We start from the raw sequence: 25,882 nt of genomic DNA on the forward strand, positions 1-25,882 counted from the left end.
CTCTACTTCAACACTAAAGCGGGAGGGCCATCGATGGATCTATTCGGTATTTCGCGCCATCCCCGATTTATGGCTGTTGCCGCCTGAGGGCGTCACCTCCGCCTCTTTTCCCAAACTGATTCATCCTGCGGCCATAAGTGGCCCCAATCATTGAATATTCGCGTCCTTGCGCCACCTTCGTCCGGTGTCGCGCGCGCCATTTCTGGAGACGTTTCATGTTCTCGTGGTTCGAAAGCCGCCTGAATCCGTACCCGGCCGATGACCCGGTCCTGCCGCCCAAGGGCCTTGTCGCCTTCTGCTGGCACTACACCAAGCCCGCCGGCTGGTGGCTGGCGTTGCTCGGCCTGTGCTCCGGCCTGATCGCGGTTGCCGAAGTGTTCCTGTACCAGTTCCTCGGCAATATCGTTGACTGGCTGTCGACGGCCGAACGTTCGACCTTCCTGCAGACGGAAGGCGGCACGCTTGCCTGGATGGCGGGCCTTCTGCTGATCGGCCTGCCGGTGCTCGGTGTGATGCACACGATCACCATGCATCAGGTGCTGGCCGGCAATTTCCCGATGATCGCGCGCTGGCAGATGCACCGCTTTCTGCTCCGGCACTCGATGACCTTCTTCGCCAACGAGTTCGCCGGTCGCGTCTCGACCAAGGTGATGCAGACGGCGCTGTCTGTCCGCGAAAGCGTGATGAAGATCATCGACGTCTTCATCTATGCGACGACCTTCTTCGTCTCGATGCTGGCGCTGGTTGCGTCCGTCGACTGGCGCCTCGGTGTGCCGCTCGTCCTTTGGCTGGCGATCTACGCGCTGATCCTGCGCAACTTCATTCCGAAGCTGCGCAAGCTCTCCAGCGAACAGGCCGATGCCCGCTCGATGATGACGGGCCGTATCGTCGACAGCTATACCAATATCGCGACGGTGAAGCTGTTCTCGCATGCCGGCCGGGAAGAGACCTACGCCAAGGAGGGCATGGATGCCTTTCTCGGCACGGTACATCGGCAGATGCGGCAGATTTCGCTGCTCAACATCTGCGTCGATATCAACAATGCCATCGTCCAGTTCTTCGTGGCGGCACTCGGCATCTGGTTCTGGCTGAACGGCACGGTGACCGTCGGTGCGATTGCGGTTGCCATCGGGCTTTCCATGCGCATCAACGGTATGTCGCAGTGGATCATGTGGGAGGTCGCAGCCCTCTTCGAAAACATCGGCACCGTCTATGACGGCATGGGCATGATGACCAAGGCCCACGACATCGTCGACAAGCCGGCTGCCAAGGCGCTTACCGCACCGAAGGGCGAGATCGTCTATGACGGCGTGCGCTTCCACTATGGCAAGCAGAAGGGCGTGATCGAGGACTTCTCGCTGACCATCAAGGCGGGCGAGAAGGTTGGCCTCGTCGGGCGCTCCGGTGCTGGCAAGACGACGCTGATGAACCTGCTTCTGCGTTTCTACGACCTGGAGAAGGGCAGGATCCTTGTCGATGGCCAGGATATCTCTGGTGTCAGCCAGGACAGTCTGCGGGCACTCGTCGGCGTTGTGACCCAGGATACGTCGCTTCTGCACCGCTCGATCCGCGACAACATCGCCTATGGTCGTCCCGACGCCACCGATGCCGAAGTCATCGAAGCGGCGAAACGGGCCAATGCCTGGGAGTTCATCCAGGGGCTCTCCGACATGCAGGAGCGGACGGGGCTCGACGCGCATGTCGGTGAGCGCGGTGTCAAACTCTCGGGCGGCCAGCGGCAGCGCATCGCGATCGCCCGCGTGTTCCTCAAGGATGCGCCGATTTTGGTGCTCGACGAGGCGACCTCGGCGCTCGATTCAGAAGTGGAGGCGGCGATCCAGGAAAGCCTGTTCAAACTTATCGAGGACAAGACGGTGATCGCGATTGCGCACCGGCTGTCGACGCTGACGCAGATGGACCGGCTGATCGTGCTCGACAAGGGCCGGATCGTCGAAGAGGGAACGCATCAGCAACTGGTGGCGAATGGCGGCATCTATGCCGATCTCTGGAACCGCCAGTCTGGTGGTTTCCTCGCCGATCAGGCCGACGGGCCGAACGAGGTCCGGGAAACGGCAGCCGAGTAACACGCCGCAGGCGCGGTCAAGACGATTGCTGGAAGACTGGCGGCGGCGGAGCAATCTGCCGCCGACCTTTTTTGGGCTGCAGCCATTCGGAAATACCCCATTTTTAGCGCTATCAAAGGTTGTCTGCAATCTAAGTAAAATATTCAGTGTTTACATTCTAGAACGATTTCATCCCGACCTATCCGGACGATGTCTTGTCCTTACACCTGGCGACCTCCCACGCCCGGTTGGGAATGTATTTTTCCTCCCGCCGGAGACATTCATGTCCAATCTCAAGATCAAAGTCGTGTTGCCGTTGCTGTTTGCCGTGGTGCTGACCTTTGGCATCGGCCAGGGCATTCTGGCCATCAATTTCATCGGAAACGTCAAGGAGCAGGTCGATGTCATCGGCCGTGAGCGCCTGCCGCGCACGCTGGCCGTCGCGCGCATGAACGCCACCTTCGCCGAGGTCCGCCGCGGCTACGCCATGCTGTTGAATGCCGAACCGGCAGAGCTGGATTCGATCGTGTCTGCCACCCAGACCGCTGTGGCGGAACGCGATGCGGCATTCGCCGCCTATGAGCCGATGATCACCATGCCTGCAACCCGGGCACGTTTCGACAGCATGAAGGCAGCGCTCGCACAATATGATCGCCTTGCCTTGCAGATGGTCGAATTGAAGCGCACGGGCAGTGAGGCTGCGGCCAAGGCCGTGTTCAACGGTGCCATGGCAACGAATGCGCGCTCGCTTGTTCAGCTCATGGACGAGACGATCAAGGCGAATATCCAACTCAGCGACGCGGCGATCGCGACTGCCGACGATGTCTCCACGACCGCCATCAACACGACGATCACCGCCGTTCTGATCAGCGCGCTGATTGCCGCCGGTGCCGCCTTCTTCAGCTTTGCTCGGATCGTTCGTCCGATCTCGGCCATTACCGGTTCGATGCGCGCGCTTGCTTCCGGCGACACACAGTCCGAGATCCCGTTTGCCGGTCGTCAGGATGAAATCGGCGAGATGGCGGCTGCTGTCAGCGTGTTCCGCGACAATGCCATCGAGCGTGCCGCGCTCGAGCGTCAGGCGGAAGAAAACCGTTCGCTCAGCGAAACCGAACGACAGGCCCGCGAAGCCCAGAAGGCTCGCGAAGCGGCCGAAGTGCAGTTTGCCGTCGACCAGCTTGCCTCCGGTCTGAAGCGTCTGTCGGATGGTGATCTCGTCGCGCAGATCAACGAGCGCTTTGCCGATCATCTCGATCCGCTGCGTTTGAATTTCAACCAGTCCGTCTCCCGCCTGAAGGACGCAATGCGCGCCGTCAGCGAAAATGCCCGGACGATCGATGCCGGCGCCAACGAGATGCTGGCTGCCGCCGACGATCTGTCGAAGCGGACCGAGCAGCAGGCAGCCTCCGTCGAAGAGACGGCAGCAGCACTCGAGCAGGTGACGACTGCCGTCAAGGACAGCGCTGTGCGTGCCGATGAGGCCGGTCAGCTGGTCAGCCGCACGCGGGAAGGGGCCGAGCATTCGGGCGAGGTCGTGCGCCGTGCGGTTGCTGCGATGCAGGCGATCGAGAAATCCTCTTCGGAAATCTCGAACATCATCGGCGTGATCGACGACATCGCGTTCCAGACCAACCTTCTGGCGCTGAATGCCGGCGTCGAAGCGGCTCGCGCCGGTGAAGCCGGCAAGGGCTTTGCGGTCGTTGCCCAGGAAGTGCGTGAGCTTGCGCAGCGTTCGGCCAATGCGGCGAAGGAGATCAAGGCCCTGATCACCACGTCTGGCGAACAGGTCCGCAATGGTGTCAGCCTCGTGGATGAAACCGGCAGGGCGCTGGAGACCATCGTGCGCGAGGTGCAGGAGATCAACCAGAATGTTCTGGCGATCGTCACCTCCACCCGCGAGCAGTCGACCGGCCTCCAGGAAATCAACATGGCCGTCAACCAGATGGACCAGGGCACGCAGAAGAACGCGGCTATGGTGGAGCAGTCCACGGCTGCAAGCCATGGTCTGGCTCAGCAGGCCGGTCAGTTGATACAGCTGATGGCGCAGTTCAAGACGGGCGAGAGCGGCTATCAGGCATCGCCGCGGGTCGCCCCGGCAACGCCGGCCGCCCAGCCGCAGCCTTCGCCCGCACGGGCACTGGGCCGCAAGATCGCCAATGCCTTCAAGGGCAACACGGCGGTGGCGGCAGAGTGGTCCGAGTTCTAAGCACTGCATTCCAGAGGATGCGAAGAAGAGGGGCAGACATGCCCCTCTTTTTTTGTCGGTGCTTGCGCACTGGATTGTGGATGAGGCGAGAACTGCCCTTCGGCGCGTAAGGCTTTGTTAGAATTCGGATTGGCATGGAAGTCTGCCGGCATTTTTTCCCGGTCGTCTCATTCCGTTTCAATCCAGGATTTCAGTCGTGAAAAATCTCAAGATCAAACTTCTGCTGCCGCTTCTCTTCGGTCTGATGGTGATCGTGTCGCTCGGGCAGGGTGCAATTGCCGTCCGCTCCGTGACCGACATGAGTGGTCAGATGGAAGCGCTGGGCGGGCGCCTCGATCGGTCCATGATGATTGCCGAGATCGATTCCGTCCTCGGCGACGTTCGCCGTCTCAACCTGATGATCCTGACGGCTGCCACCTCGGCCGACAAGAAGACGCTGGTCGAGGATCTCGCAGCCGCGCGCACGCGGCTGGATGCCGCGATCGCCGAGTTTGACGCCGCGATCGTTCTCCCCGATGCCCGGCAACGTTTTGACAGTTTCAAGGCGACCGTCGTCGAGTTCAATGGCCTGGGCCAGAGCTTCGTCGAACAGGCCATGGCCTCGAAGCTCTATCAGGCGAAGGACACGCTGGCCCAGATGGTGCCGCTCGGCAGCGCCGCGGAACAGAGCCTGGGGGAAATCAAGGACATCAACCGGGCTGCCGGCGTGCAGGTTCGTCAGGATGCCGATGCGTCTGCGACGCTTGCCATGCGCCTGTCGCTGGCGGCCTTCGTGCTGGCAGCGCTGATGGCGCTCGGTGCAGCGGTCGTGTCGATCCTGCGGGTTGCGCGCCCCATCTCCGCGATTACCGGTTCGATGCGGACGCTTGCCGGCGGCGACACCGAAACGGAGGTTCCTTTCGCGAACCGTCGGGACGAGATCGGCGAAATGGCGGCGGCCGTTTCCGTCTTCCGCAACAATGCGATCGAGCGGGCGGCGCTGGAGCGCCAGGCCGAGGAGAACCGGTCGCTGAGCGAGACGGAGCGTCAGGCGCGCGAAGCACAGAAGGCGCGTGAAGAAGCCGAGGTGCAGTTTGCCGTCGACCGTCTGGCCGGCGGATTGCAGAAGCTTTCCGATGGTGATCTTGCCGTCGAAATCGGGGAACGCTTCGCCGAGCACCTCGACCCACTGCGCGTCAACTTCAACCACTCGGTCGAACGGCTGCGCGATGCCATGCGCGCCGTCGGTGAGAATGCGCGCGCCATCGACGCCGGTGCGAGTGAAATGCTGGCAGCTGCCGACGACCTGTCCAAGCGCACCGAGCAGCAGGCAGCCTCCGTTGAAGAAACGGCAGCAGCGCTCGAGCAAGTGACGACTGCAGTCAAGGACAGTGCCGTGCGGGCCGAGGAGGCCGGGGCGCTCGTATCGCGGACACGGGTCGGCGCCGAGCGTTCGGGCGAAGTCGTGCGTCGCGCGGTCGATGCAATGCATGCGATCGAAAAGTCGTCGAGCGAAATCTCCAACATCATCGGCGTGATCGACGAGATCGCGTTCCAGACCAATCTTCTGGCGCTGAACGCGGGTGTCGAGGCGGCGCGTGCCGGAGACGCCGGCAAGGGCTTTGCCGTCGTTGCCCAGGAAGTGCGTGAACTCGCCCAGCGTTCGGCCCATGCAGCGAAGGAAATCAAGGGACTGATCACCGCGTCCGGCGAGCAGGTCCGGAGCGGGGTCACGCTGGTCGGTGAGACCGGTCAGGCGCTCGAAGCCATCGTCCGGGAAGTGCAGGAGATCAACCAGAACGTCGCTGCTATCGTCACGTCTGCACGCGAGCAGTCGACCGGTCTGGCCGAGATCAACGCGGCCGTAAACCAGATGGACCAGGGTACGCAGAAGAATGCGTCCATGGTTGAGCAGTCGACCGCTGCCTGCCATGGCCTGGCGCAACAGGCGACGTCCCTGACGCAGTTGCTCGGTCAGTTCCGTCTTGGCGAAGAGGCTCCGGGCATGACCGCCCCGCGGCTTGGCCCCACGCCCGGCGCAAGCCAGCCGCAGGCCTCACCGGCGCGCGCCCTCGGCCGCAAGCTCGCCAGTGCCTTCAAGGGCAATGCCGCTGTTGCCGCGGAGTGGTCGGAGTTCTGAGATCCCTGAATATCGGATCCGGAGACCAAGAAATGGGGCAGGGATGCCCCGTTTCGCGTTTATCGCGGGCGGTCGCCCCCAGGCATTCATGCGGCTGATCGGTTCATTTGCCGAATTGGCTTGTCGGCGGGATGGCGAGGGGGCTATGCGGTGCCTTCGAACAGACGGTGCCGACATCTTCACGCGGGCCCTCTCGTTCCGTTCAGGAGTGACATGCTGAAACATATCGACTGGATCTGGGCGGTCCTTGCCGGGGCGCTGCTCGCCGTCATGGTGACCATCAACAGCGGCCTTGCGGCTTTGACGACGCCGTTTACCGCATCCTGGGTGGTGCACGGTGTCGGCGGCGTGGTCGCCTTTGTCCTGCTGGTGGCCAATGGTGCCGTCGCGCGTCGGGCGGGCCGCATTCCGGCCACTGGCAAAGCGCCCCTCTGGTCCTATCTCGGCGGTGCGCCCGGCGCCTTTGCGGTGGCGTTGAGTTCGATCGCGGTCAATTCGGAGCTGGCGCTGGCCGGTGGCCTTTCGCTATTGCTTGTCGGGCAAATCCTGTTCGGGCTCCTTTCCGATCAGTTCGGGCTGTTCGGCACGCCGAAGCGCAGGCTCAACCGGTTTGATTTCCTGGCCACAGCATGCGTTATCGGCGGCAGCGCGCTGCTCATCTTCTCGAAGGGGGCGTGAATGCTGGGCGCTGTTCTCATTGCACTCGCCGGCGGTGCTGCCGTCGGCATGAGTCGGTCGATCAACGGGCGGCTGACCATGGACCGCGGCGCGTTTACGGCCTCGGCCTGGAACCACTGGATCGGCTTCCTGCTGTTGACGGTCTATGTGCTGCTTTTCCACCGCATCGGCCTGCCGCTGATCGCTGATGTCCCGGTCTTCTATCTGACAGGCGGCGTGATCGGAGCCTGTTTCGTGGTCATCAGCTCCTATGTCTTTCCGCGCATCGGTGCGGCCCGTTCGGGCCTCTTGATCATCGGCGGGCAGATGATCACAGGCCTGATCATCGATCTGGCGCGCGGCACGGCTGAGTTCCATATCGGCCAGCCGGCCGGTGTGGCATTGATCCTTCTCGGCATCTATCTCACCCGCTACACGCGCTGACGGCGAGCCCCTTTCCCGCAGCATGAGCGGGCAGGCGGCGGCGCGATCGGGTCTGACCAAATTGTAATGGTCGAGATGCTGTTTGAGGCTTTGCCCTCCCGGGCAATCGGCCTATATCGCTTTTCATGTTTCAAGCTGTCGCCCGCCTCTTCGAAAACTGGCTCGATCCCTTCGCCCGATCGGACAATCTGCGTCCACCGGAAAAGATCTGGGCCTTCGTCTGGTTCTATGTCAGTCAGGCGAAGATGGCCTTCTTCCTGATGGCGATCTTCGGCGGTGCCGTGGCCATGCTCGAAGCCGGCCTGTTCTGGTTCGTTGGACGGCTTGTCGACCTGCTCGATACCGTGCCCAAGGATGCCGGGTGGGACGGGCTGATCGCAGCGCATGGCGGCGAGTTGTTAGCGATGGCGCTGATCGTCCTCATCGGTCGCTTTATCGTCGTGACGATCGGTGCCCTCGTCGAGGAACAGGTGATCGTCCTCAACTTCTTCAACCTGGTGCGCTGGCAGGCGCATGCGCATGTGGCGCGTCAGTCGCTCTCCTTCTTCCAGAACGATTTTGCCGGGCGCATCGTCACCAAGGTCTGGTCGGCGGGGCAATCGACCGGGGATCTGCTGACGTCGCTGCTGCAGGTCGTCTGGTTCATGGTGATCTATACCATTTCGACCATGGCGCTGGTTGCACAACTCGACTGGCGGCTGGCGGCGATCATCGGCGCCTGGGTGGCGATCTTCCTGGTGCTGGCCCGGTATTTCGTGCCGAAGATCCGCCACCACGCAAGAGAGACGGCGGAGGCATCGTCGATGCTGAACGGCCGTCTGGTCGACAGCTATTCGAACATCCAGACCCTGAAGCTTTTTGCCCGCGAGCGGCAGAACGACCATTATATCCGCGCCGGGTTCGACCGGTTCCAGGATACGCTGCGGCCCTTCGCGCGGTTGCTCACCGGCGTGCGGGCTTCGCTTTCCATCCTTTCCGGCTTCATGATCCTGATGGTGGCGCTTCTTTCCGTCGATCTCTGGTTTGCCGGGGCGGTGACCGCAGGTGGCGTCGCGTTCACGCTCGGCCTCGTTCTGCGCCTCAACATGCTGCTCGGCCGGATGATGACGCAGCTCAACGGCATCATGCGCAACATCGGCACGATCCAGAATTCGGCCGAACTGGTTGCAAAACCCATCGGGCTCACCGACAAGCCGGATGCGGCGAAGCTACAGGTGAAGTCGCCGGAGATCCGCTTCGAAGACGTGACGTTTCATTATGGCCGCAAGACCGGTGCGATCGACAATCTGACGCTGACCATTGAGCCCGGCGAGAAGGTCGGCATCGTCGGACGCTCAGGCGCGGGCAAGTCGACGCTGGTCAATCTGCTCCTGCGTTTCTACGACCTGGAAGGTGGCCGTATCCTGATCGACGGACAGGATATCTCGACCGTCACGCAGGAAAGCCTGCGCTCGCAGATCGGCATGGTAACCCAGGATACGGCGCTTCTGCACCGCTCGATCCGCGACAACATTCTCTTCGGTCGCGAGGATGCGAGTGACGAGATGCTGTTGAAGGCCGCCGAGCGCGCCGAAGCACTCGACTTCATCCAGCGGCTGGAAGATCAGCGCGGGCGGAAGGGTTTTGACGCCCATGTCGGCGAGCGGGGTGTCAAGCTCTCCGGCGGCCAGCGGCAGCGCATCGCGATCGCCCGCGTGATGCTCAAGGACGCGCCGATCCTCGTGCTCGATGAGGCGACATCGGCACTGGACTCGGAAGTGGAGGCGGCGATCCAGTCCAATCTCGACCGGCTGATGCAGGGCAAGACGGTGCTGGCGATCGCCCACCGTTTGTCGACCATTGCCGCCCTCGACCGACTTGTTGTGATGGACAAGGGGCGGATCATCGAGCAGGGCACCCACCAGGAACTGGTGGCGCAAGGCGGGCTCTATTCCGAGCTCTGGGCACGGCAATCGGGCGGCTTCCTCGATACGCGGGACCAGCTGGTAACGGCTTGATACCTGCGGCCGTGTTTTCCTGGACGTCCAACGCGCTGCATTGCTTGATAAACTGTCGCTCACACTTGCGTTAAATCAAGCTTTTGGGGATGGTATCCCGGAAATCCGCGACAACGTGGCTCCTTGTCCGACGAAGACTGGACAGAATAGAATATCGGGCTTAGAACGCGCCAATCTGGCGGGGAATCTGTGGCTGCACAGTGGCCGGATTGTGATTCCCGCTGCGGGGGCAAATGCGGTGTGTCGCAGGATTGCGAGAGGAAAAAGTGACCGTGAGCGAACACGAGACAACGACAGAACATGCGGGCGAGCCTACGCGCCGCGACTTTCTCTACATGGTGACCGGTATTGCCGGCGCGGTTGGTGCGGCTTCGTTCGCCTGGCCTTTCATCGACCAGATGCGTCCGGATGCATCGACGCTCGCGCTCGCTTCGATCGAAGTGGACGTGTCTGCGATTGAGCCGGGCATGTCGCTGACCGTCAAGTGGCGCGGTAAGCCGGTCTTCATCCGCAACCGTACGGAACAGGAAGTCGCGGAAGCCAACGCCGTTGCGCTTGCTGACCTCAAGGATCCGGTTGCCCGCAACGACAATGTCGATGCGACAGCCGAAGCGACCGACCTCGCGCGATCGGCCGGCGAAGGCAAGGAAAACTGGATCGTCATGATCGGCTCCTGCACCCATCTGGGCTGCGTGCCGCTTGGCCAAGCCGGTGATTTCGGTGGCTGGTTCTGTCCCTGCCACGGCTCGCACTACGATACCGCGGGCCGTATTCGCAAGGGTCCTGCGCCGACGAACCTTCCGGTGCCGACCTTCGCATTCACATCCGACACTGTCATCACGATCGGCTGAGGGGATAAGACACAATGAGTGGCCATTCGAGTTACCAGCCGTCCACCGGCGTCGAGAAGTGGATCGATGCGCGCCTGCCGCTGCCGCGTCTGATGTATGACAGCTTTGTTTCCTACCCGGTTCCGCGCAATCTGAACTATGCCTACACCTTCGGTGGCATGCTCACCGTCATGCTGCTCGTGCAGATCCTGACCGGTGTCGTGCTTGCCATGCACTATGCTGCTGAGACGACCGTCGCCTTCAACTCGGTCGAGAAGATCATGCGCGACGTCAACAACGGCTGGCTGTTGCGCTACATGCATGCCAACGGCGCATCGTTCTTCTTCATCGCCGTCTACCTGCACATTGCCCGTGGTCTCTACTACGGCTCCTACAAGGCGCCGCGCGAAATCCTATGGATCCTCGGCGTGGTGATCTTCCTCCTGATGATGGCAACCGCCTTCATGGGTTACGTTCTTCCCTGGGGCCAGATGTCTTTCTGGGGTGCGACCGTCATCACCGGCTTCTTCACCGCCTTCCCGTTTGTCGGTGAAACCATCCAGCAGTTCCTGCTCGGCGGCTTTGCGGTCGACAATCCGACGCTGAACCGCTTCTTCGCCCTGCACTACCTGCTGCCGTTCATGATCGCCGGCGTGGTCATCCTGCACGTCTGGGCGCTGCACGTCACCGGTCAGACCAATCCGACCGGCGTTGAAGTCAAGTCGAAGACCGATACCGTTCCCTTCACGCCCTATGCGACGCTGAAGGATGCACTCGGCCTCTCGGTCTTCCTGCTCGTGTTTGCCTATTTCGTCTTCTACATGCCGAACTATCTCGGCCATCCGGACAACTACATCCCGGCTGACTCGCTGAAGACCCCGGCCCACATCGTTCCGGAATGGTACTTCCTGCCTTTCTACGCGATGCTGCGCGCGATCACCTTCGACATCCTCTTCATCGACTCGAAGCTCGGCGGCGTCCTCGTGATGTTCGGTGCGATCATCGTGCTGTTCTTCCTGCCGTGGCTCGACACGTCGAAGGTGCGTTCTGCCGTCTACCGTCCGTGGTACAAGCTGTTCTTCTGGATCTTCGTTGCCAACTCCATCCTGTTGGGCTGGCTCGGTGCCATGCCGGCGGAAGGCATCTACGTCATCCTGTCGCAGGCCGGTACCGCCTACTACTTCGGCTTCTTCCTCGTGATCATGCCGCTGCTCGGACTGTTCGAGACGCCAAGGCGCATCCCGAACTCGATCACCGAAGCGGTTCTCGAAAAAAGCGGCAAGTCCGCGGCCGCACAAGCCTGAGCACGTGAGAGGACGATAACAATGAAAAAGCTTGTCACGAGCATCGCTCTGATCGCAGCCATGGCCGGTTTTTCCGGCCAGGCCATCGCGGCAGAAGGCGGCGATCTGGCCGAAATGACGCATCATGCTGCGCAGACCGGTCACTATCCGATCCTGAAGCCCGAGCAGATGGACTGGTCCTTTGCCGGCCCCTTCGGCAAGTATGACAAGGGCCAGCTTCAGCGCGGTCTCAAGGTCTTCACCGAAGTCTGCGCTGCCTGTCACTCGATGGACCTCGTCGCCTTCCGCACGCTGGAAGACCTCGGCTATTCGGAAGCGCAGGTAAAGGCGTTTGCCGCAAACTACGAAGTTGAAGACGGCCCGAATGCTGACGGCGAAATGTTCATGCGCCCGGCCGTTGCCTCCGATCACTTCCCGTCGCCCTTCCCGAACAAGGAAGCGGCAGCGGCGGCAAACGGTGGTGCGGCTCCGCCGGACTTCTCGCTGATCGCAAAGGCGCGCGGCGTGACCCGCGGCTTCCCGACCTTCGTCTTCGACATCTTCACCCAGTATCAGCAGGGTGGCGCGGATTACATCCACGCGCTGCTGACCGGCTACCAGGATCCGCCGGAGGGTGTTGAAGTTGCCGAAGGCACCTACTTCAACCCTTACTTCATCGCCGGCCAGTCGCTGGCGATGGCGCAGCCGATCTCCGACGGCCAGGTGACCTATGACGACGGTGCGCCGGAAACGATGGAGCAGTATTCGCTCGACGTCTCCGCCTTCCTGATGTGGGCCGCCGAGCCGCATCTCGAAGACCGCAAGCGCATGGGCTTCATGGTCATGGTGTTCCTCGCGATCTTCACCGCGTTGATCTACCTGACGAAGAAGTCGGTCTACTCGACCAAGGAACACTGATCCTTCTAGGATGACGTTTCACGGAAAAGGCGGTCTTCGGGCCGCCTTTTTTGTTGGGGGGCCATGCCAATCTTGGTAAGGTCCCGCGCAACTCCTCCTGTCACAATCCGGATGCCCCATGACCAAGATCGCCCACGAACTCGCCGCAGCCATCCGCTCCATTCCCGACTATCCCAAGCCCGGGATCATATTTCGTGACATCACCACGCTGCTCGGCGACGCGCGGGCGTTTCGTCGCGCCGTCGATGAGCTGGTGCAGCCCTATGTGGGGTTGAAGGTCGACAAGATTGCCGGCATGGAGGCACGTGGCTTCATTCTCGGGGGCGCGGTCGCGCACCAGCTCTCGGCCGGCTTCGTGCCGATCCGCAAGAAGGGCAAGCTGCCGCACGAGACCGTGCGGATCGCCTACAGCCTGGAATACGGCGTCGACGAGATGGAAATCCATATGGATGCGGTGAAGCCGGGCGAGAAGGTGATCCTTGTCGACGATCTCATCGCCACCGGCGGCACGGCCGTGGGCGCCGTACAGCTGCTGCGCCAGATCGGCGCTGACGTCGTGTCTGCCTGCTTCGTCATCGACCTGCCGGAGCTTGGTGGCCGCAAGAAGCTTGAGGCGCTCGGTGTCGAGGTTCGCACGCTCGTAGAATTCGAGGGGCACTGAGCCTTTTTACAACGACCGGGCGCTGCCGCCCGGTCGACCCCTCACTGGTCCCTTAACGCTCAGCCAGCGCCAATCTCCCCGCCATTGCCAAGAAGCCGCATGAGAGCAACCGGTTGATGATCCGCATCCTGTGCGGACGCTCCACGATGCCATTCCGCATCGCGGCTGCGGCAAGGCCGTAGAGTGCGAAGACCACGAAGGTCACGGCCATGAAGACGAGGCTGAGACCGGTCATGGTGGCCAGGGGTGCAGGATCGGCCGTATCGACGAATTGCGGCAGGAAGGCCAGGAAGAAGAGCGAGAGCTTCGGATTGAGCAGGTTGATCAGCACCGCTTTGCGGATGATCCGCCAGGCCTCACCGCTCGGTTCGGCCGTCTGCTCCTGGACGAGGCCGCTTTTCCAGAGACCGATCGCCATCCAGATCAGATAGGCGATGCCGGCATAGCGGATCGCCTCGAAGAGACGCAATTCGGCGGCGACGAGGGCGGCGAGCCCCAGCGCTGCCGCCAGCATATGCGGGACGATGCCTAGCGTGCAGCCGAATGCGGCGATCAGGGCGTCGCGGCGTCCGCCACCGAGGGCTGCTGCCAGCGTAAAGAGCGCGCCCGTGCCGGGCGTTGCGACAATGATCAGGGTCGTCAAAAGGAAATCGAGGGTCATGCTTATCTCCTGCGTTGCTGGAGCAAGCATGCCGGTGTCAGGTGCTCTCGTCTTGTACAGGATTGCAGCCGAGCCAGGCGCTGCGATAGGCGCCGGGGGTAAGGCCGAAGCGGCGACGGAATTCGCGGTGCATATGGCTCTGGTCGACGTAACCGCAGGCCGCAGCGACCTCAGCGGGGACGAGACCTTGCATCAGCAGGCGGCGGCCCAGGTTGGCGCGGCTCTGCATGCGGTAGGCATGGGGCGTGAGGCCGGTGTGGCGCAGAAAGGCGCGGATCAGCTGAAAGCGGCTGAGGCAGGCTTCGCGGGCAAGGCCCGAGAGATCGGCAAGGGTTGTCGGATCCTCGTCCAGGCGTTGGCGAACACGGGCGAGACTGGCGGGCAGGGGAGGTGGTGCCTCGCGGCGGCGAAGCAGCGCCTTTCCAAGGATGAGGACGAGCACTTCATTTAGGGCGTCCGCTGGATGGTCTTGCGGTCCATGGTCAAACCGGTGATGCAGGGCCGCGAGGTGATTGCGTATATCGGTGTCAGCGAAGACCGGACATTCGAATTCCAGGTCCGAGGTCGAGGAGACCAGATCGGATATGCTGTCCGTGACGAGGGCCGGCGTCAGGTAAAGCATGCGCCAACTGCGCGGCGTCCGGCCGATCGGGGCGCCGTCATGCACTTCGCCCGGATTGACCGTGATCAGCTGGCCGGCATCGGCTTCCACCTGACCGCGCCCCGAGGACGAGATCTGACCACCGGCGGAAAGGAAGCCGATGCCATAGGTGTCGTGGCTGTGTTTGGGAAAGACATGGGCGCTTGTTGCCGAGACCGCTTCCAGGCCGATGATAGATGTCGGATGGAAGCGGAAGCCGGCCATGGCGGATCAGTGGGCGAGCGCTTTGGCGATGTCGTCGGCAAGCTCCGATGGGGCCGTGCGCGGCGAATAGCGGGCAATCGGTTGGCCATCGCGGCCGACGAGGAACTTTGCGAAGTTCCAGCCGATTTCCTGTCCCTGCTCTGCGCCCGGGGTTTCTGCCTTCAGAAAGGCGTAGAGCGGGTGGGTGCCTGCGCCGTTCACCTCGATTTTCGCGAACATCGGGAAGGTCACGGCGAAGCGGGTTTCGCAGAAGAGCGCGATTTCCCTTTCCGTGCCGGGCTCCTGGGCGCCGAACTGGTTGCAGGGGAAGCCGGCACCACGAGATCAAGATTGGCCTTGTGGAGGGCCTCCAAGCCTTCGTATTGGGGTGTCAGACCGCAGGCGCTCGCGGTGTTGACGATCAATAGTACCTTGCCGGCATAGTCCTTCAGGCTGCGCTCGGTGCCGTCGATGGCGGTCATGGTGAAATCGTGAACGGTCATTGGGCTTGCTCCTCGTCGGGGAAGAATTCGATCAGATTGCTCTTGAAGCGCAAGACTGTTTCACCGTGCTGGTTGACGCCCTCTGAAAGGGCCGAATTCAGGATGTAGCGGTTTCGGCCCTGAACGGTGCGGCTTTCGAGCGGGGTCATGAAGTAGGTGATGGTATCGCCGACATAGACGGGTTTCAGCCATTGCAGCTCGGCAAAGCCGGGGGAGGGGCCGATCCTCGGCGGTTCCATACCTTCGGCATCCAGGCGTTCGATCTCCCGTCCGATGAAGCCGATGAAGCTCTTCATCCAGTTGGCGCAGGTATGCCAGCCGGACGCACAGAGCGCACCGAAGACGTAAGCCTTTGCGGCCTCAGCATCGACATGGAAGGGCTGCGGATCGAATTTCTCGGCGAAGCGGATGATGTCTTCGGCGGTGAAGGTGACCGAGCCGAGCTCAAGGCGGGTGCCGGCCGGATAGAGGTCGAGCATCTTCATGCCGGCACCTCCGAGGACTCGCGGCGGCGGATCATCACTGCGTTGCGGGCCTTCATGACCGTTTCGCCGCGCTGGTTTTGCAGTTCATGGCCGAAGGTGACGATGCCGAGGTGGGGGCGGGAGCGCATGAGGCGGACCTCTTCGACGATGGATTGGCCGGACAGCGTGTCGCCAGCCAGCACGGGTTTGCGCCACTGCATGAATTCAATGCCGGGAGCGCCTTCGGACGCGGCTTTGAGAACGTAAGCGTCGATCATCAGGCGCATGAACAGGCTGGACGTGTGCCAGCCGGAGGCGGAGAGGCCTCCGAGGATGGTTGCCTTGCCGGCTTCTTCCGAGAGATGCATGGGCTGCGGATCGAATTCGCGGGCGAATTCGATGATCTCTTCGGCTGTCACGAGACGCGGCCCGAGCGCAAAGCTTCGACCCTCCGTGAAGTCCTCGTAGTGAAGCCTGTCATCCTGCATGCGTCGTCTTCTCCCTTCCCTGTTCGGTGCTATCTATGGTTCATAAGCGGGAATCGGGAGGTGGTCCATGGCGGGCTGGGCGGAACAGGCGAGCTTTCTGGCGGAGATCGATCCGGATGCCCGGCGGGCGCTGGAGACGCTGAAGCCGATGCATGTGCCTGCGCGCACGACGCTGTTCCGGCCGGGGGATGCCGCGCAGAGCTTTGTCATTCTCCTGTCCGGCCGTATCGGTGTCTATCTCACGGGCCGCAACGGGCGGGAGTTGCTGCTCTATTCCGTGACGCCGGGGGAGACCTGTGTGCAAACCACGCTCGGTGTGCTGGGCGGCGCGGTTTATTCGGGCGAGGCGGTGGCCGAGAGCGACCTTGTGGCGGTCATGGTGCCGCCTGCTATCTTCGAGACCCTGATGGCGGATTCGGTGGCGTTTCGCCATTTCGTCTTCAGAGCCTTTGCCGACCGGCTGGGCGATCTGATGTTCGTGCTGGAACAGGTGGCCTTCGTGAAGGTGGAGCAGCGACTGGCCCATGCGCTGATCGAACGGGCAGACGAGGAGGGGCATGTCGCTCTCACACATCAGGAGCTCGCCGTCATCATCGGTACGGCACGAGAGGTGGTATCGCGGCGGCTGGAGGCGCTGGTCTCCAAGGGCGTGGTTGCCAATGAGCGGGGGCAGATCCGCATCATCAATCGCGGCGAGCTTGCCCGCATGGCGCGGGCTCCAGAAGGTTAAGACTTTGCAAAGCCCGTGACTAAGTCACCGACGGGGCGGCAAGGGCGCGCTAGTCTCATCCCATCGTCAAACAAACGGAGGGAAAATCATGTTTGCCAAGAATGTCGGTGGTCTCGACCGCATCCTCAGGATCGTTGCAGGCCTCGTACTGCTGTCGCTCTTCTTCCTCTATCCGGATGCGTCGTGGCGTTATTTCACCCTGATCGGGATCGTGCCGCTTGCGACCGGTCTGATGTCGAGCTGCCCGCTCTATTCGATCATGGGCCTTTCGACCTGCCCGGTGAAACGCGCCTGAGTTCCCCAATCTCCCTGATCCAACAAAAAAGGCCGCGAGTGATCGCGGCCTTTCGTCGTTCTGATTGTTCCGCTTATGTGTTGAAGCGGAAGTGGATGACGTCGCCGTCCTGGACGACATATTCCTTGCCTTCGTCGCGGCCCTTGCCGGCTTCCTTGGCGCCGACTTCGCCCTTGAAGGCGATGTAGTCGTCATAGGCGATCGTGAAGGCGCGGATGAAGCCGCGTTCGAAATCGGTGTGGATGACGCCGGCAGCTGCAGGTGCCTTGGTGCCTCGGACGATGGTCCAGGCGCGGGTCTCCTTTGGGCCGACCGTGAAATAGGTGATCAGGTCGAGCAGGTGATAACCGGCGCGGATCAGGCGGTCGAGGCCGGCTTCGTCGAGGCCAAGTGCGGAGAGGAATTCGACCGATTCCTCTTCCGGCAGCTGGGCCACTTCGGCTTCGATGGCAGCCGAGATCACGACGCATTCGGCGCCCTGTTCAGCGGCCATCTTGGCAACGGCTTCGGTGTGCTTGTTGCCGGTCGCGGCGTCACCTTCGGCGACGTTGCAGACATAGAGGACCGGATGCGAGGTCAGTAGGTTGAGGGTCTTGAGGATCTCGATCTCGTCGGGTGCAAGCGTCTTCAGGAGGAGACGGGCGGGCTTGCCTTCGTTGAGCAGCTTCACCACCTGCTCCATGATCGGCAGCTGGGCAGTCGATTCCTTGTCCTTGGAGGCGGCGCGCTTGCGGGTCTGTTCTACGCGGCGTTCCAGGCTTTCGAGGTCGGCGAGCATCAGCTCGGTCTCGATCGTGTCGGCGTCGCCAACCGGGTCGATCTTGCCTTCGACATGGGTGATGTCGTCGTCTTCGAAGCAGCGCAGCACGTGGACGACAGCATCGACTTCGCGGATATTGGCGAGGAACTTGTTGCCGAGGCCTTCGCCCTTCGATGCGCCGCGCACGAGGCCGGCGATATCGACGAAGGAGATGCGGGTCGGGATGATTTCCTTGGAGCCGGCGATGTCGGCCAGCTTCTTCATGCGCGGATCGGGAACGGCCACTTCACCGGTGTTCGGCTCGATCGTGCAGAAGGGATAATTGGCTGCCTGGGCGGCCGCCGTCTTGGTCAGCGCGTTGAAAAGAGTGGACTTGCCGACATTCGGCAGCCCGACGATACCGCATTTGAAGCCCATGGCTCTATATACCTGCTCGGGATGGATTTTCGTTGCCCACGCCTATGGGGTATAGGAAGGGCATGGTCAAGTGTTGCGGCCCTGATGCGGCCTCTAGATCCGGAAGGAACCTATGGCGAAGGATACGGTACTGACGCCGAAGACGGTTACGAAGCCCAAGGTGGAGAAGCCGCGGCTCTACAAGGTGCTCCTGCACAATGACGACTATACGCCACGCGAATTCGTGACGATCGTCTTGAAGGTCGTGTTCCGGATGAGCGAGGAGACCGGCTACCGCGTCATGATGACAGCGCACAAGTTTGGCTCGGCGGTGGTTGTCGTCTGCACGCGGGAGATCGCCGAGACGAAGGTGACGGAAGCCATGGACCTCGCCAAGGAAGCGGGCATGCCGCTGTTGTTCACGGCCGAACCGGAGGAGTGAGGCAGATGGCGAATGCACCTGCGCAGACCGATTGGGTCCTTGTCAGACGTATGATGCAGGCTGCCATCGACTTCTGCGAACAGGTCGAGACAGCGGGGTATCGCGAGACCGATCGTGATGCGATAGCGGTCGTCAATGGCCAGGCCGTCAGTGTGCAGGATGTGTTGACGAGCGCATGGACCTATCCGGAGACCATGCGCTACGCCATCATTCGTCGGCGTCATCAAACCGATGACGATCTCGCCTATGTGCCGGAGACCGCCCGGATCCTGACGGCGATGGCTGCTGCTTGCGCCGAACTCTGTGGCGCGAAGCCAGGTATCGGAGAAGCTGCCGGCACCGCCGACATGCTGCGGTGGTTCGAGATGCATGCCGGCGAGATGCTTAAAGCCGCGTTGGCAACGCGGCCCTGAGGGGCGATACCTCAGATTGCCGGCGTCCCGGGAATCCGCGCGATCACCTTGATCTCGAAATCGAAGCCGGCCAGCCAGTTGACGCCGACCGCCGTCCAATTCGGATAAGGTGGGGCGGGGAAGACTTCCGCCTTTACCTTCATGATAGTTGCGAATTGGGTCTCCGGGTCGGTGTGGAATGTGGTGACGTCGACGAGGTCGGCAAGTGAGCAGCCGGCGGCGGCGAGTGTCGCTTCGAGGTTGGCGAAGGCGCGGCGGACCTGGGCCTCGAAGTCCGGTTCTGGCGTGCCGTCCTCGCGGCTTCCGACCTGGCCGGAGACGAAGAGCAGGTCGCCGGTGCGGATCGCGGCGGAATAGCCATGCTGTTCGTAAAGGGCGTGTCTGTTTGCGGGGAAGACGGGTTCAGGCTTGGTCATGGGTATCTTTTCGGGCATGCGGCATCGTTCCGCCCAAGGGTGGGTCGGTGAAATGCCGCTTGGCTGCAGGCTGAGAATTTCATATACGTCGCGTATGTAGAGCTACTCGCATGCGGGTCGTATGTCAAATTCATATACGCAATGTATGTGAAGTCAGGAGAATAGTGTGAAGCGCACACGGTCTGAAAGCATGGCGGAAAATCGCAGCAAGCTGATCGCTGCTGCGCGCAAGGCCTTTGCGGACAAGGGCGTTGCGGATGCCTCTATGGATGCGCTCACCGCAGAGGCTGGGCTGACGCGGGGGGCGCTCTACCACAATTTCGGCGACAAGCGCGGGCTGTTTGCCGCCGTCGTCAACCAGATCGACAGCGAGATGGCCGAGCGCGCCAAGGCGCGAGGTGCGGCGGCAGGAAAGGGGTGGAATGCACTCCTAGCCGAGGGGGCAGCCTATATCGAGATGGCGCTAGACCCCGAGGTGCAGCGCATCGTGCTGCTCGACGGGCCTGCGGTGCTCGGTGATCCCTCGTTATGGCCGAGCCAGAATTCCTGCCTTCAGGTGACCCGTCAGGCCGTCGAGGACCTGATGTCGGAAGGCATCCTGAAGCCGGTCGATCCGGAGGCGGCCGCGCGGCTGATCAGCGGTGCCGCGCTCAATGCCGCGATGTGGATCGCGGCGAGTGCGGAGCCCGAGAGTGTCTTGCCGAAAGCGCAGGAGGCGTTCCGGGTGCTTGTTGAGGGGCTTCTAGCGAAGCCGGTGCAGGCCGGCCAAACCTGAGGCCTGAAACCAATTTATTACGTCTGCCGACTAGACTTCCACCATGACGCCCGACCCGCAGACACTCGCCGAAGCGGCCACCTGGCACTATGCCGTGGCGCTGGCTGTGCTCGCCCTGATGGGTGCACTGGGGCATGTTTCGCGTGCCGTTTTCAACATCTTGCCGGACCGCCTGTCGGACCGGCCGATGATGGATCTCGTGATCAGCGACGGCTACAGCTGGACCGACATGGTCTTCAAGACCGAGTATGACGAGGCAGGCTACTACCGCCTCGACAGCCTGCACAATCTGCGGCTTGCGGTGTGCTGGGCCATGCTGAGCGGGTTAATCGTGCTGCTGCTCGTCCCCGATGCCTCGAAGGTCACGGCCTACTGGATCGACTGGGGCCTCGCAGCACTCGTCGATCTCTTCTGGTATCGGGTCAAAACCTTCGAGTGGTGATAGCCTCGCCTCACTTGCCCTTGCTTGCCTTCACGCCCAGTGCTTCCGCGCTGATCCAGAACACCGCGTCTTCCTCTTCCGTCGTCTCGACCCAGAGGAAATCGAGGTCGGGGAATTCGGCTTCGAGGATGTCGCGGCCGCGGCCGATTTCGCAGAGCATGCCGCCACCCGGGTTCAGGTGCTTGGGGGCCTCAGTGAGCAGCGTGCGGACGAGGTCGAGGCCGTCTTCACCGCCGTCATGGGCCATGGCGGGCTCGGCGCGGTATTCGGCCGGGAACGCGTCCATAGCCTCGTGATCGACATAGGGCGGGTTGGTGATGATCAGGTCGAACTTGCGGCCGGCAAGTGGCGTGAAGAGATCGCCCTGGTACAGCGTCAGCTGGTCTTCGAGGCCATAGGCCTGGCGGTTCTTTTCGGCCACTTCCAGCGCATCGGCGGAGAGATCGACGGCATCGACTGCAGCGAGTGGGAAGAAGCGTGTGGCGAGGATCGCGAGGCAGCCTGAGCCGGTGCAGATGTCGACGACGCTTTCGACCGCAAATGGATCGGGCAGGAAGGTTGAGCCGAATTCGCCGCCATATTCGTTGAAGAGAATTTCGCCGATATGCGAGCGCGGCACGATTACGCGTTCGTCGACGAAGAAGCGCAGACCCTGGATGTAGGATCGGCCAGTCAGATAGGCAGAGGGCTTGCGGGTCGCGACACGCGTCTCGATGCGGTCGGCGAGCAGGCGGCGTTCTGCGGGGAGAAGCTTCGCGTCGAGGAAGGGATCGAGCGTGTCGATCGGCAGGTCGAGGCTGTCGAGGATGAGGAACGCGGCATCGTCGATGGCGGTGTGTGTGCCGTGGCCGTAGCTCAGTTCTGCGGCGTTAAAGCGGGAGATGGCATAACGCCAATAGTCGCGCAGGGTGACGAGGTCGGTGGTGATGTCGTGGCTCATGGCGGTCTTCCGGTCGTTTGCGCGGCAATCGGTTAAGGGCGGGGCAGGGCGTGCTCGTGAGGGTGTGGTCAATCGCCCTTGGGGCCGAACATCTTCTTCAGCATCTCGGCCATTGGGCCGCTCTCGGGAAGCTTCTTCGGCTGGTTGAAATTGCGGGCCTGATGGATATGGGACTGGGCGGGTTTCGGCGCCTTTGCTGGCTTTTCGTCCTCAGCCTTGCTGCCGGTTGCGAGCGCGAGCTTATTCATCAGCTGCGAGTCTTCACCGCGCACCAGCATCTCGGCATTGTCGGCCAGTGCCTCGATCAGCGGATCCAGCCATTCGGCGTCCAGCTTGGCGAAGTCGCCGAGCACGTGGTTGTGCACTTTGGACTTGTCGCCGGGATGGCCGATGCCGAGGCGCAGGCGCCTGTAGTTCAGGCCGCAATGGGCATCGATAGACTTGATGCCGTTGTGGCCGCCATGGCCGCCGCCGGTCTTGATGCGGGCCTTGCCGGGCAGGAGGTCGAGTTCGTCATAGATCGCGACGATGTCTTCGGGGCCGAGCTTGTAGAAGCGCATGGCTTCGCCGACGCTTTCGCCAGACAGGTTCATGAAGGTCTGCGGCTTGATCAGCATGACCTTCTCGCCGGCCAGCGTGCCTTCGGAGATCTCGGCCTTGAATTTCTTAGCCCATGGCGAGAAGGCGTGGCGGCGCTGGATCGCGTCGACCGCCATGAAGCCGATATTGTGCCGGTTCTTCTGATACTGCGCACCGGGATTGCCGAGGCCGGCCAGGATGATCATTGCCCGAGATCCGTCTTGAGGTTCATGGCCTTTCCCGACAGCGAAACGGTTCGAAAGTCAAGACTGATGTCGGGGCCGTCAGGGTTTGGCGGCGACCTGACCGATATTCGAATAGCGCAGATTGTAGGTGTCGAAGATCTCGGCCTGGGTGCCGTCGGCAATCAGCTTGTCCAGCGCGCCCTGCATCCGGGCCAGCAGATCCTCAGGGAAATTGACGTTGCAGGCGATGGCGAACTTTTGCTCGGAGAACACGAACTGGGCTTCGAGGTCGACGCCCTTCTCCTGCAGCTCGATGTAATGCTGCTCCGAGATCGGCATCAGGTCGATACGCTTGCTCTCGAGCTTCTTCAGCGTGAGCTTCAGGTCGGTGGCGAGGTCGATCTTCGGAAAGCCCTCGTTCTCCAGCAGGGTCTGGGTGTAGTCGTTGCGCTGGGTGCCGACGATGTGGCGCTTGGCCTCTTCGATATTGGCGACCTTGATGCCGGAATTCTTGTGCGATACCATGAAGTTGCGGCCAACCGCAATCGGCTCCACCCATTTGAAGCGCGTGTCCCGCTCGGGGATGTGGGCTGTGGTGAAGACGCAGTGCATCGGTTCGCTCTCGGCAAGCGCGATTGCGCGGGCCCAGGGCATCATTTCAATGGTGTAGCGGACGTTGATGTCCTTCATCATCAGAAGAACCTGGTCGTAACCGGCTCCGCGGATTTCGCTTCCCACCCTGAAATTGTAGGGCGGGTAATCTTCCGTGGTGAAATGGACGATGTCTGCGGCGGCGACCGGGGCCGCCGCAAGTGAAAGCATGATGGTAAAGACTTTCATTGCGGTTCCCTCTTTCTGATGATGTCAGCCTGCGGACACCTTTGGCAGGTTTGTCGGGGCGGACAGGGCGAGTTCGATCAGCTTCGGCAGCGGCTGCGGACGGGCGAAGTGGTAGCCCTGGCCATAGTCGACACCGAATTCTTCCAGAATGCGGCGCTGTTCATCCGTCTCGATGCCTTCGGCGACGACAGTGCATTCCATCTTGTGGGAGATGGCGGTTATGCCTTCGACGAGCATGCGGCTCTTGTGGCGGAGTTCGGGTTCGTCCTCGGTCAGCGATCGGATGAAGGACTGGTCGATCTTCACGATGTCGACGGGGAAGCGGTTGAGATAACTCAACGAAGAATAGCCCGTGCCGAAGTCGTCGAGCGCGAGACGATAACCATAGCGGTTGAATTCATCGAGGATGGTGCGGATCTGCGGATTGTCGTGCAGCAGCGTCGCTTCGGTGATCTCGATGACAATCCGGCGCGGTTCAATGCCGAAATGGGCGGTGAGGGCTGCCAGCCTTACCGGCAGTGATGCATCGAACTGCAACGGCGAGAAGTTGACGGCGAGATAGGCCTCGTGGTTGCCGGTGGCCGCACTCAGGCGGGCAAGGTTGGAAAGAGCCTTCTCAAGCACATGGCCGCCGAGGCGGCTGATCGCGCCGGTTTCCTCGGCGACGCCGATGATTTCTGCCGGTGGCACAACCCCGCGCTGCGGGTGGACGAGGCGCATCAAGGCTTCATAGCCGACCGTCCGGCCACTCTCGATCTCGACGATCGGCTGGAAAAAGGCATCGAACCAGTCCTCCTTCAGACCTTCCTCGATGTCATGTTCGATTTCGGCACGGCGGCGGGTGTGATCCTGGATCTGCGGGTCGTAGAGCTGCGCGCCATTCTTGCCGTCGCGCTTCTTGCTGTACATCGCCATGTCGGATTTCTGCAGCAATTCGGTGGCATTGGCGGCATGGCGCGGATAAAGGGCGATGCCGATGCTGGCGCTCAAGCGCACGGTCGAGCCCTCGATCGACATGGGGTCGACGAAAATGTTGCAGAGTGCACGGCTGATCGCGGTCGCCGCGTCCTCGATCGCGACACCACGCAACAGGATGGCAAATTCGTCACCGCCCAGCCTTGCGGCGATCGCGCCCTTCGGAAGCTGTTCCTGCATGCGCTCCACGAAGCGGCACAGCACGAGGTCGCCGGCCTGGTGGCCGAGATTGTCGTTGATCCACTTGAAGCGGTCGAGATCGACGAAAATGCAGGCAAGTTCTTCGCCCGCGGCGTCCGTGGCGACGATCTCGCTGTCGAGGGCTGTTTCAAAGCCCTTGCGATTGCGTAGGCCGGTCAGATGGTCGGTGATCGCCTGGCGATGGTTGCGCTCCTCGGACTGCTTCAGCGCCGTTACATCGGTCATGACCGACAGGGAGAGGTCTTCCTCGGCGCCCTCGATCTTGCGGCTTGCTTCGGCGATGAGGACGTCCATCACGATGCCATCGGCGCAGACGAACTGGGTCGTTGCTTCCAGAACGTCGGCGATGGAGCGCGTCTTCTTACGCTCCAGATAGGCGGCGCGCGCTTCTGGCGGCACCAGTTCGATGAAGCGACGGCCGACGATCTGCTGGCGATGGTAGCCGGTGGCGAGCAGCCAGTAGTCGCTGACGCCAGTGATGCGATCTTCTTCATCGAGCGAAAAGAGCATGGCCGGCGTGGTATTGTAGATGTCGGTCGCGCGGCGATGGGCGAGCCGCAACTCGTCCTCCTCCTGCTCGAGCTTGATCTGCATGGCGTTGAAGCTGCGGGCGAGCCGACCGATCTCGTCGTTGGACTGCCAGTCCACATGGTGACGGGAGCCCAGGCGGCGGGTCGCCTCGATCGCAGCGGTGAGCTTGAGCAGCGGCTTCATGACCATCAGGCGGTTGCCGATGATGGCCGCGCCGACGACACAGAGGACTGCCAGCATGAAGATGCCGATCAGCATGACCTCTGCCTGGCGCAGCGAGGAGAAGATGTCGATCCGGCTGTAATAGATTGTGATGGTGCCGACCAGCTTGGGGCCTTCGACCGCCTGGTAGAAAATCTCGCGGGTGATCGATTCCAGGCCGTTTTTCGGCCATTTCGGCAGTGCGGGCATGGAGACGGCAATGCCGCCCGAGACGTCCTTGACGTTGACGCGGCTGACAGGGCCGTTCGAGACGATGGTGGCGGTGATCTGTTCGACGCTTTCCTGGTCGAAGTCCCAGAGCGGCTTGGCGAGCGCCTGCGCATTCGCGGCGAGCAGGATGTCGAGGTTCTGCTGCAATTCGTCGGAGGCGCGTTCCGTCGCCAGCCACAGGAACAACGCGAAGAGCGGCACGACGAGGATAAAAATCGTCGTTCCCACGATCGCCAGGAAGCGGCTCTCCACCGAACGGGTCATCAACGGTCCGCCTCAAGCGGCGCGGGATGATGCGGCATGCTGCTCAGTGCTCCCTCACGCAATGATTGAGAGGCGGAGCGTTTCACGAAATACTTTAAACTTGCCTAAAGAGAAATAGTTGGATTCGA

26 protein-coding genes and 1 pseudogene are annotated in these 25,882 nt (G+C 61.9%); 16 read left to right on the plus strand and 11 right to left on the minus strand.

Features of this window, described 5'->3' with window-relative positions; genetic code table 11:
• The first annotated feature begins 215 nt into the window (after positions 1-215).
• The 10 genes from SJY08_RS04450 (at position 216) to SJY08_RS04495 (ending at position 13,178) form a co-directional block, all read left to right on the plus strand.
• Positions 216-2,084 (plus strand): ABC transporter ATP-binding protein, encoded by a 1,869-nt coding sequence (locus tag SJY08_RS04450; protein ID WP_377274826.1) that lies wholly within the window; start codon positions 216-218, stop codon positions 2,082-2,084.
• Positions 2,085-2,346: 262 nt separating this feature from the next.
• Positions 2,347-4,269: a methyl-accepting chemotaxis protein gene (locus tag SJY08_RS04455; RefSeq protein WP_377274827.1), complete on the plus strand. Its 1,923-nt coding sequence runs from the start codon at positions 2,347-2,349 to the stop codon at positions 4,267-4,269.
• Positions 4,270-4,465: 196 nt separating this feature from the next.
• Positions 4,466-6,388: a methyl-accepting chemotaxis protein gene (locus SJY08_RS04460; protein WP_377274828.1), complete on the plus strand. Its 1,923-nt coding sequence runs from the start codon at positions 4,466-4,468 to the stop codon at positions 6,386-6,388.
• 213 nt (positions 6,389-6,601) lie between these two features.
• Complete coding sequence (locus SJY08_RS04465; RefSeq protein ID WP_377274829.1) at positions 6,602-7,066, plus strand: DMT family transporter; 465 nt, start codon at positions 6,602-6,604, stop codon at positions 7,064-7,066.
• Complete coding sequence (locus tag SJY08_RS04470) at positions 7,067-7,489, plus strand: DMT family transporter (protein ID WP_054151487.1); 423 nt, start codon at positions 7,067-7,069, stop codon at positions 7,487-7,489.
• Positions 7,490-7,614: 125 nt separating this feature from the next.
• Entirely contained in the window at positions 7,615-9,486 is a 1,872-nt protein-coding gene (locus SJY08_RS04475) for an ABC transporter ATP-binding protein (protein WP_153762525.1), read from the plus strand.
• 272 nt (positions 9,487-9,758) lie between these two features.
• Positions 9,759-10,337: a ubiquinol-cytochrome c reductase iron-sulfur subunit gene (gene petA, locus SJY08_RS04480; protein WP_377274830.1), complete on the plus strand. Its 579-nt coding sequence runs from the start codon at positions 9,759-9,761 to the stop codon at positions 10,335-10,337.
• Between the two features lie 14 nt (positions 10,338-10,351).
• Positions 10,352-11,620: a cytochrome bc complex cytochrome b subunit gene (locus tag SJY08_RS04485; RefSeq protein WP_377274831.1), complete on the plus strand. Its 1,269-nt coding sequence runs from the start codon at positions 10,352-10,354 to the stop codon at positions 11,618-11,620.
• Positions 11,621-11,641: 21 nt separating this feature from the next.
• Positions 11,642-12,517 (plus strand): cytochrome c1, encoded by an 876-nt coding sequence (locus SJY08_RS04490; RefSeq protein ID WP_377274832.1) that lies wholly within the window; start codon positions 11,642-11,644, stop codon positions 12,515-12,517.
• A gap of 118 nt (positions 12,518-12,635) precedes the next feature.
• Positions 12,636-13,178 (plus strand): adenine phosphoribosyltransferase, encoded by a 543-nt coding sequence (locus tag SJY08_RS04495; protein WP_006725613.1) that lies wholly within the window; start codon positions 12,636-12,638, stop codon positions 13,176-13,178.
• Positions 13,179-13,230: 52 nt separating this feature from the next.
• Here SJY08_RS04495 and SJY08_RS04500 read toward each other — a convergent pair whose 3' ends face one another.
• From SJY08_RS04500 to SJY08_RS04520, 5 genes and pseudogenes are all read right to left on the minus strand, one after another.
• Positions 13,231-13,839, minus strand: a complete 609-nt coding sequence (locus SJY08_RS04500; RefSeq protein ID WP_377274833.1) for a LysE family translocator — start codon at positions 13,837-13,839, stop codon at positions 13,231-13,233.
• 37 nt (positions 13,840-13,876) lie between these two features.
• Positions 13,877-14,704: an AraC family transcriptional regulator gene (locus SJY08_RS04505; RefSeq protein ID WP_377274834.1), complete on the minus strand. Its 828-nt coding sequence runs from the start codon at positions 14,702-14,704 to the stop codon at positions 13,877-13,879.
• 6 nt (positions 14,705-14,710) lie between these two features.
• Positions 14,711-15,186, minus strand: a pseudogene (locus tag SJY08_RS04510) (glutathione peroxidase).
• On the minus strand, positions 15,183-15,671 hold the full coding sequence (locus tag SJY08_RS04515) for a MaoC/PaaZ C-terminal domain-containing protein (RefSeq protein ID WP_377274835.1): 489 nt from the start codon (positions 15,669-15,671) through the stop codon (positions 15,183-15,185). Before SJY08_RS04515 ends, SJY08_RS04510 begins: the two are co-directional and overlap by 4 nt.
• Complete coding sequence (locus tag SJY08_RS04520; RefSeq protein ID WP_377274836.1) at positions 15,668-16,138, minus strand: MaoC family dehydratase; 471 nt, start codon at positions 16,136-16,138, stop codon at positions 15,668-15,670. Before SJY08_RS04520 ends, SJY08_RS04515 begins: the two co-directional genes overlap by 4 nt.
• 67 nt (positions 16,139-16,205) lie before the next feature.
• On the opposite strand from SJY08_RS04520, the gene SJY08_RS04525 reads away from it, so the two are divergent.
• A complete protein-coding gene (locus tag SJY08_RS04525; protein WP_377274837.1) occupies positions 16,206-16,868 on the plus strand; it encodes a Crp/Fnr family transcriptional regulator in 663 nt (220 codons plus the stop codon).
• A gap of 88 nt (positions 16,869-16,956) precedes the next feature.
• Positions 16,957-17,163: a DUF2892 domain-containing protein gene (locus SJY08_RS04530; RefSeq protein WP_054151498.1), complete on the plus strand. Its 207-nt coding sequence runs from the start codon at positions 16,957-16,959 to the stop codon at positions 17,161-17,163.
• A 73-nt stretch (positions 17,164-17,236) separates the two neighbouring features.
• Here SJY08_RS04530 and ychF read toward each other — a convergent pair whose 3' ends face one another.
• Positions 17,237-18,340: a redox-regulated ATPase YchF gene (gene ychF, locus SJY08_RS04535; protein WP_377274838.1), complete on the minus strand. Its 1,104-nt coding sequence runs from the start codon at positions 18,338-18,340 to the stop codon at positions 17,237-17,239.
• Between the two features lie 112 nt (positions 18,341-18,452).
• On the opposite strand from ychF, the gene clpS reads away from it, so the two are divergent.
• Both clpS and SJY08_RS04545 read left to right on the plus strand, forming a co-directional pair.
• Positions 18,453-18,761, plus strand: coding sequence for an ATP-dependent Clp protease adapter ClpS (gene clpS, locus SJY08_RS04540; protein ID WP_006725606.1), 309 nt, complete (start codon positions 18,453-18,455; stop codon positions 18,759-18,761).
• Positions 18,762-18,766: 5 nt separating this feature from the next.
• Positions 18,767-19,174, plus strand: coding sequence for a hypothetical protein (locus SJY08_RS04545; RefSeq protein WP_377274839.1), 408 nt, complete (start codon positions 18,767-18,769; stop codon positions 19,172-19,174).
• An 11-nt stretch (positions 19,175-19,185) separates the two neighbouring features.
• Here the strand turns inward: SJY08_RS04545 and SJY08_RS04550 are convergent, their stop codons facing one another.
• Positions 19,186-19,590 carry a RidA family protein gene (locus tag SJY08_RS04550; RefSeq protein ID WP_377274840.1) on the minus strand — a complete coding sequence of 135 codons (405 nt, stop codon included), beginning with the start codon at positions 19,588-19,590 and terminating at the stop codon, positions 19,186-19,188.
• A 166-nt stretch (positions 19,591-19,756) separates the two neighbouring features.
• Here SJY08_RS04550 and SJY08_RS04555 point away from each other — a divergent pair, with 166 nt between their 5' ends.
• Both SJY08_RS04555 and SJY08_RS04560 read left to right on the plus strand, forming a co-directional pair.
• Positions 19,757-20,365, plus strand: coding sequence for a TetR/AcrR family transcriptional regulator (locus tag SJY08_RS04555; RefSeq protein WP_153762519.1), 609 nt, complete (start codon positions 19,757-19,759; stop codon positions 20,363-20,365).
• Positions 20,366-20,408: 43 nt separating this feature from the next.
• A complete protein-coding gene (locus tag SJY08_RS04560) occupies positions 20,409-20,807 on the plus strand; it encodes a hypothetical protein (RefSeq protein ID WP_069043699.1) in 399 nt (132 codons plus the stop codon).
• A 10-nt stretch (positions 20,808-20,817) separates the two neighbouring features.
• On the opposite strand, the gene prmB is transcribed toward SJY08_RS04560, so the two are convergent.
• From prmB to SJY08_RS04580, 4 genes are all read right to left on the minus strand, one after another.
• A complete protein-coding gene (gene prmB / locus SJY08_RS04565) occupies positions 20,818-21,747 on the minus strand; it encodes a 50S ribosomal protein L3 N(5)-glutamine methyltransferase (protein ID WP_377274841.1) in 930 nt (309 codons plus the stop codon).
• 68 nt (positions 21,748-21,815) lie between these two features.
• Positions 21,816-22,532 (minus strand): aminoacyl-tRNA hydrolase, encoded by a 717-nt coding sequence (gene pth / locus SJY08_RS04570; protein WP_377274842.1) that lies wholly within the window; start codon positions 22,530-22,532, stop codon positions 21,816-21,818.
• Between the two features lie 78 nt (positions 22,533-22,610).
• Positions 22,611-23,351, minus strand: coding sequence for an ABC transporter substrate-binding protein (locus SJY08_RS04575; protein ID WP_054151506.1), 741 nt, complete (start codon positions 23,349-23,351; stop codon positions 22,611-22,613).
• A 24-nt stretch (positions 23,352-23,375) separates the two neighbouring features.
• Positions 23,376-25,754 (minus strand): EAL domain-containing protein, encoded by a 2,379-nt coding sequence (locus SJY08_RS04580; protein ID WP_377274843.1) that lies wholly within the window; start codon positions 25,752-25,754, stop codon positions 23,376-23,378.
• Positions 25,755-25,882: the final 128 nt, after the last annotated feature.

The organism is Rhizobium sp. R86522, assembly GCF_042466255.1.
GTDB lineage: Bacteria > Pseudomonadota > Alphaproteobacteria > Rhizobiales > Rhizobiaceae > Allorhizobium.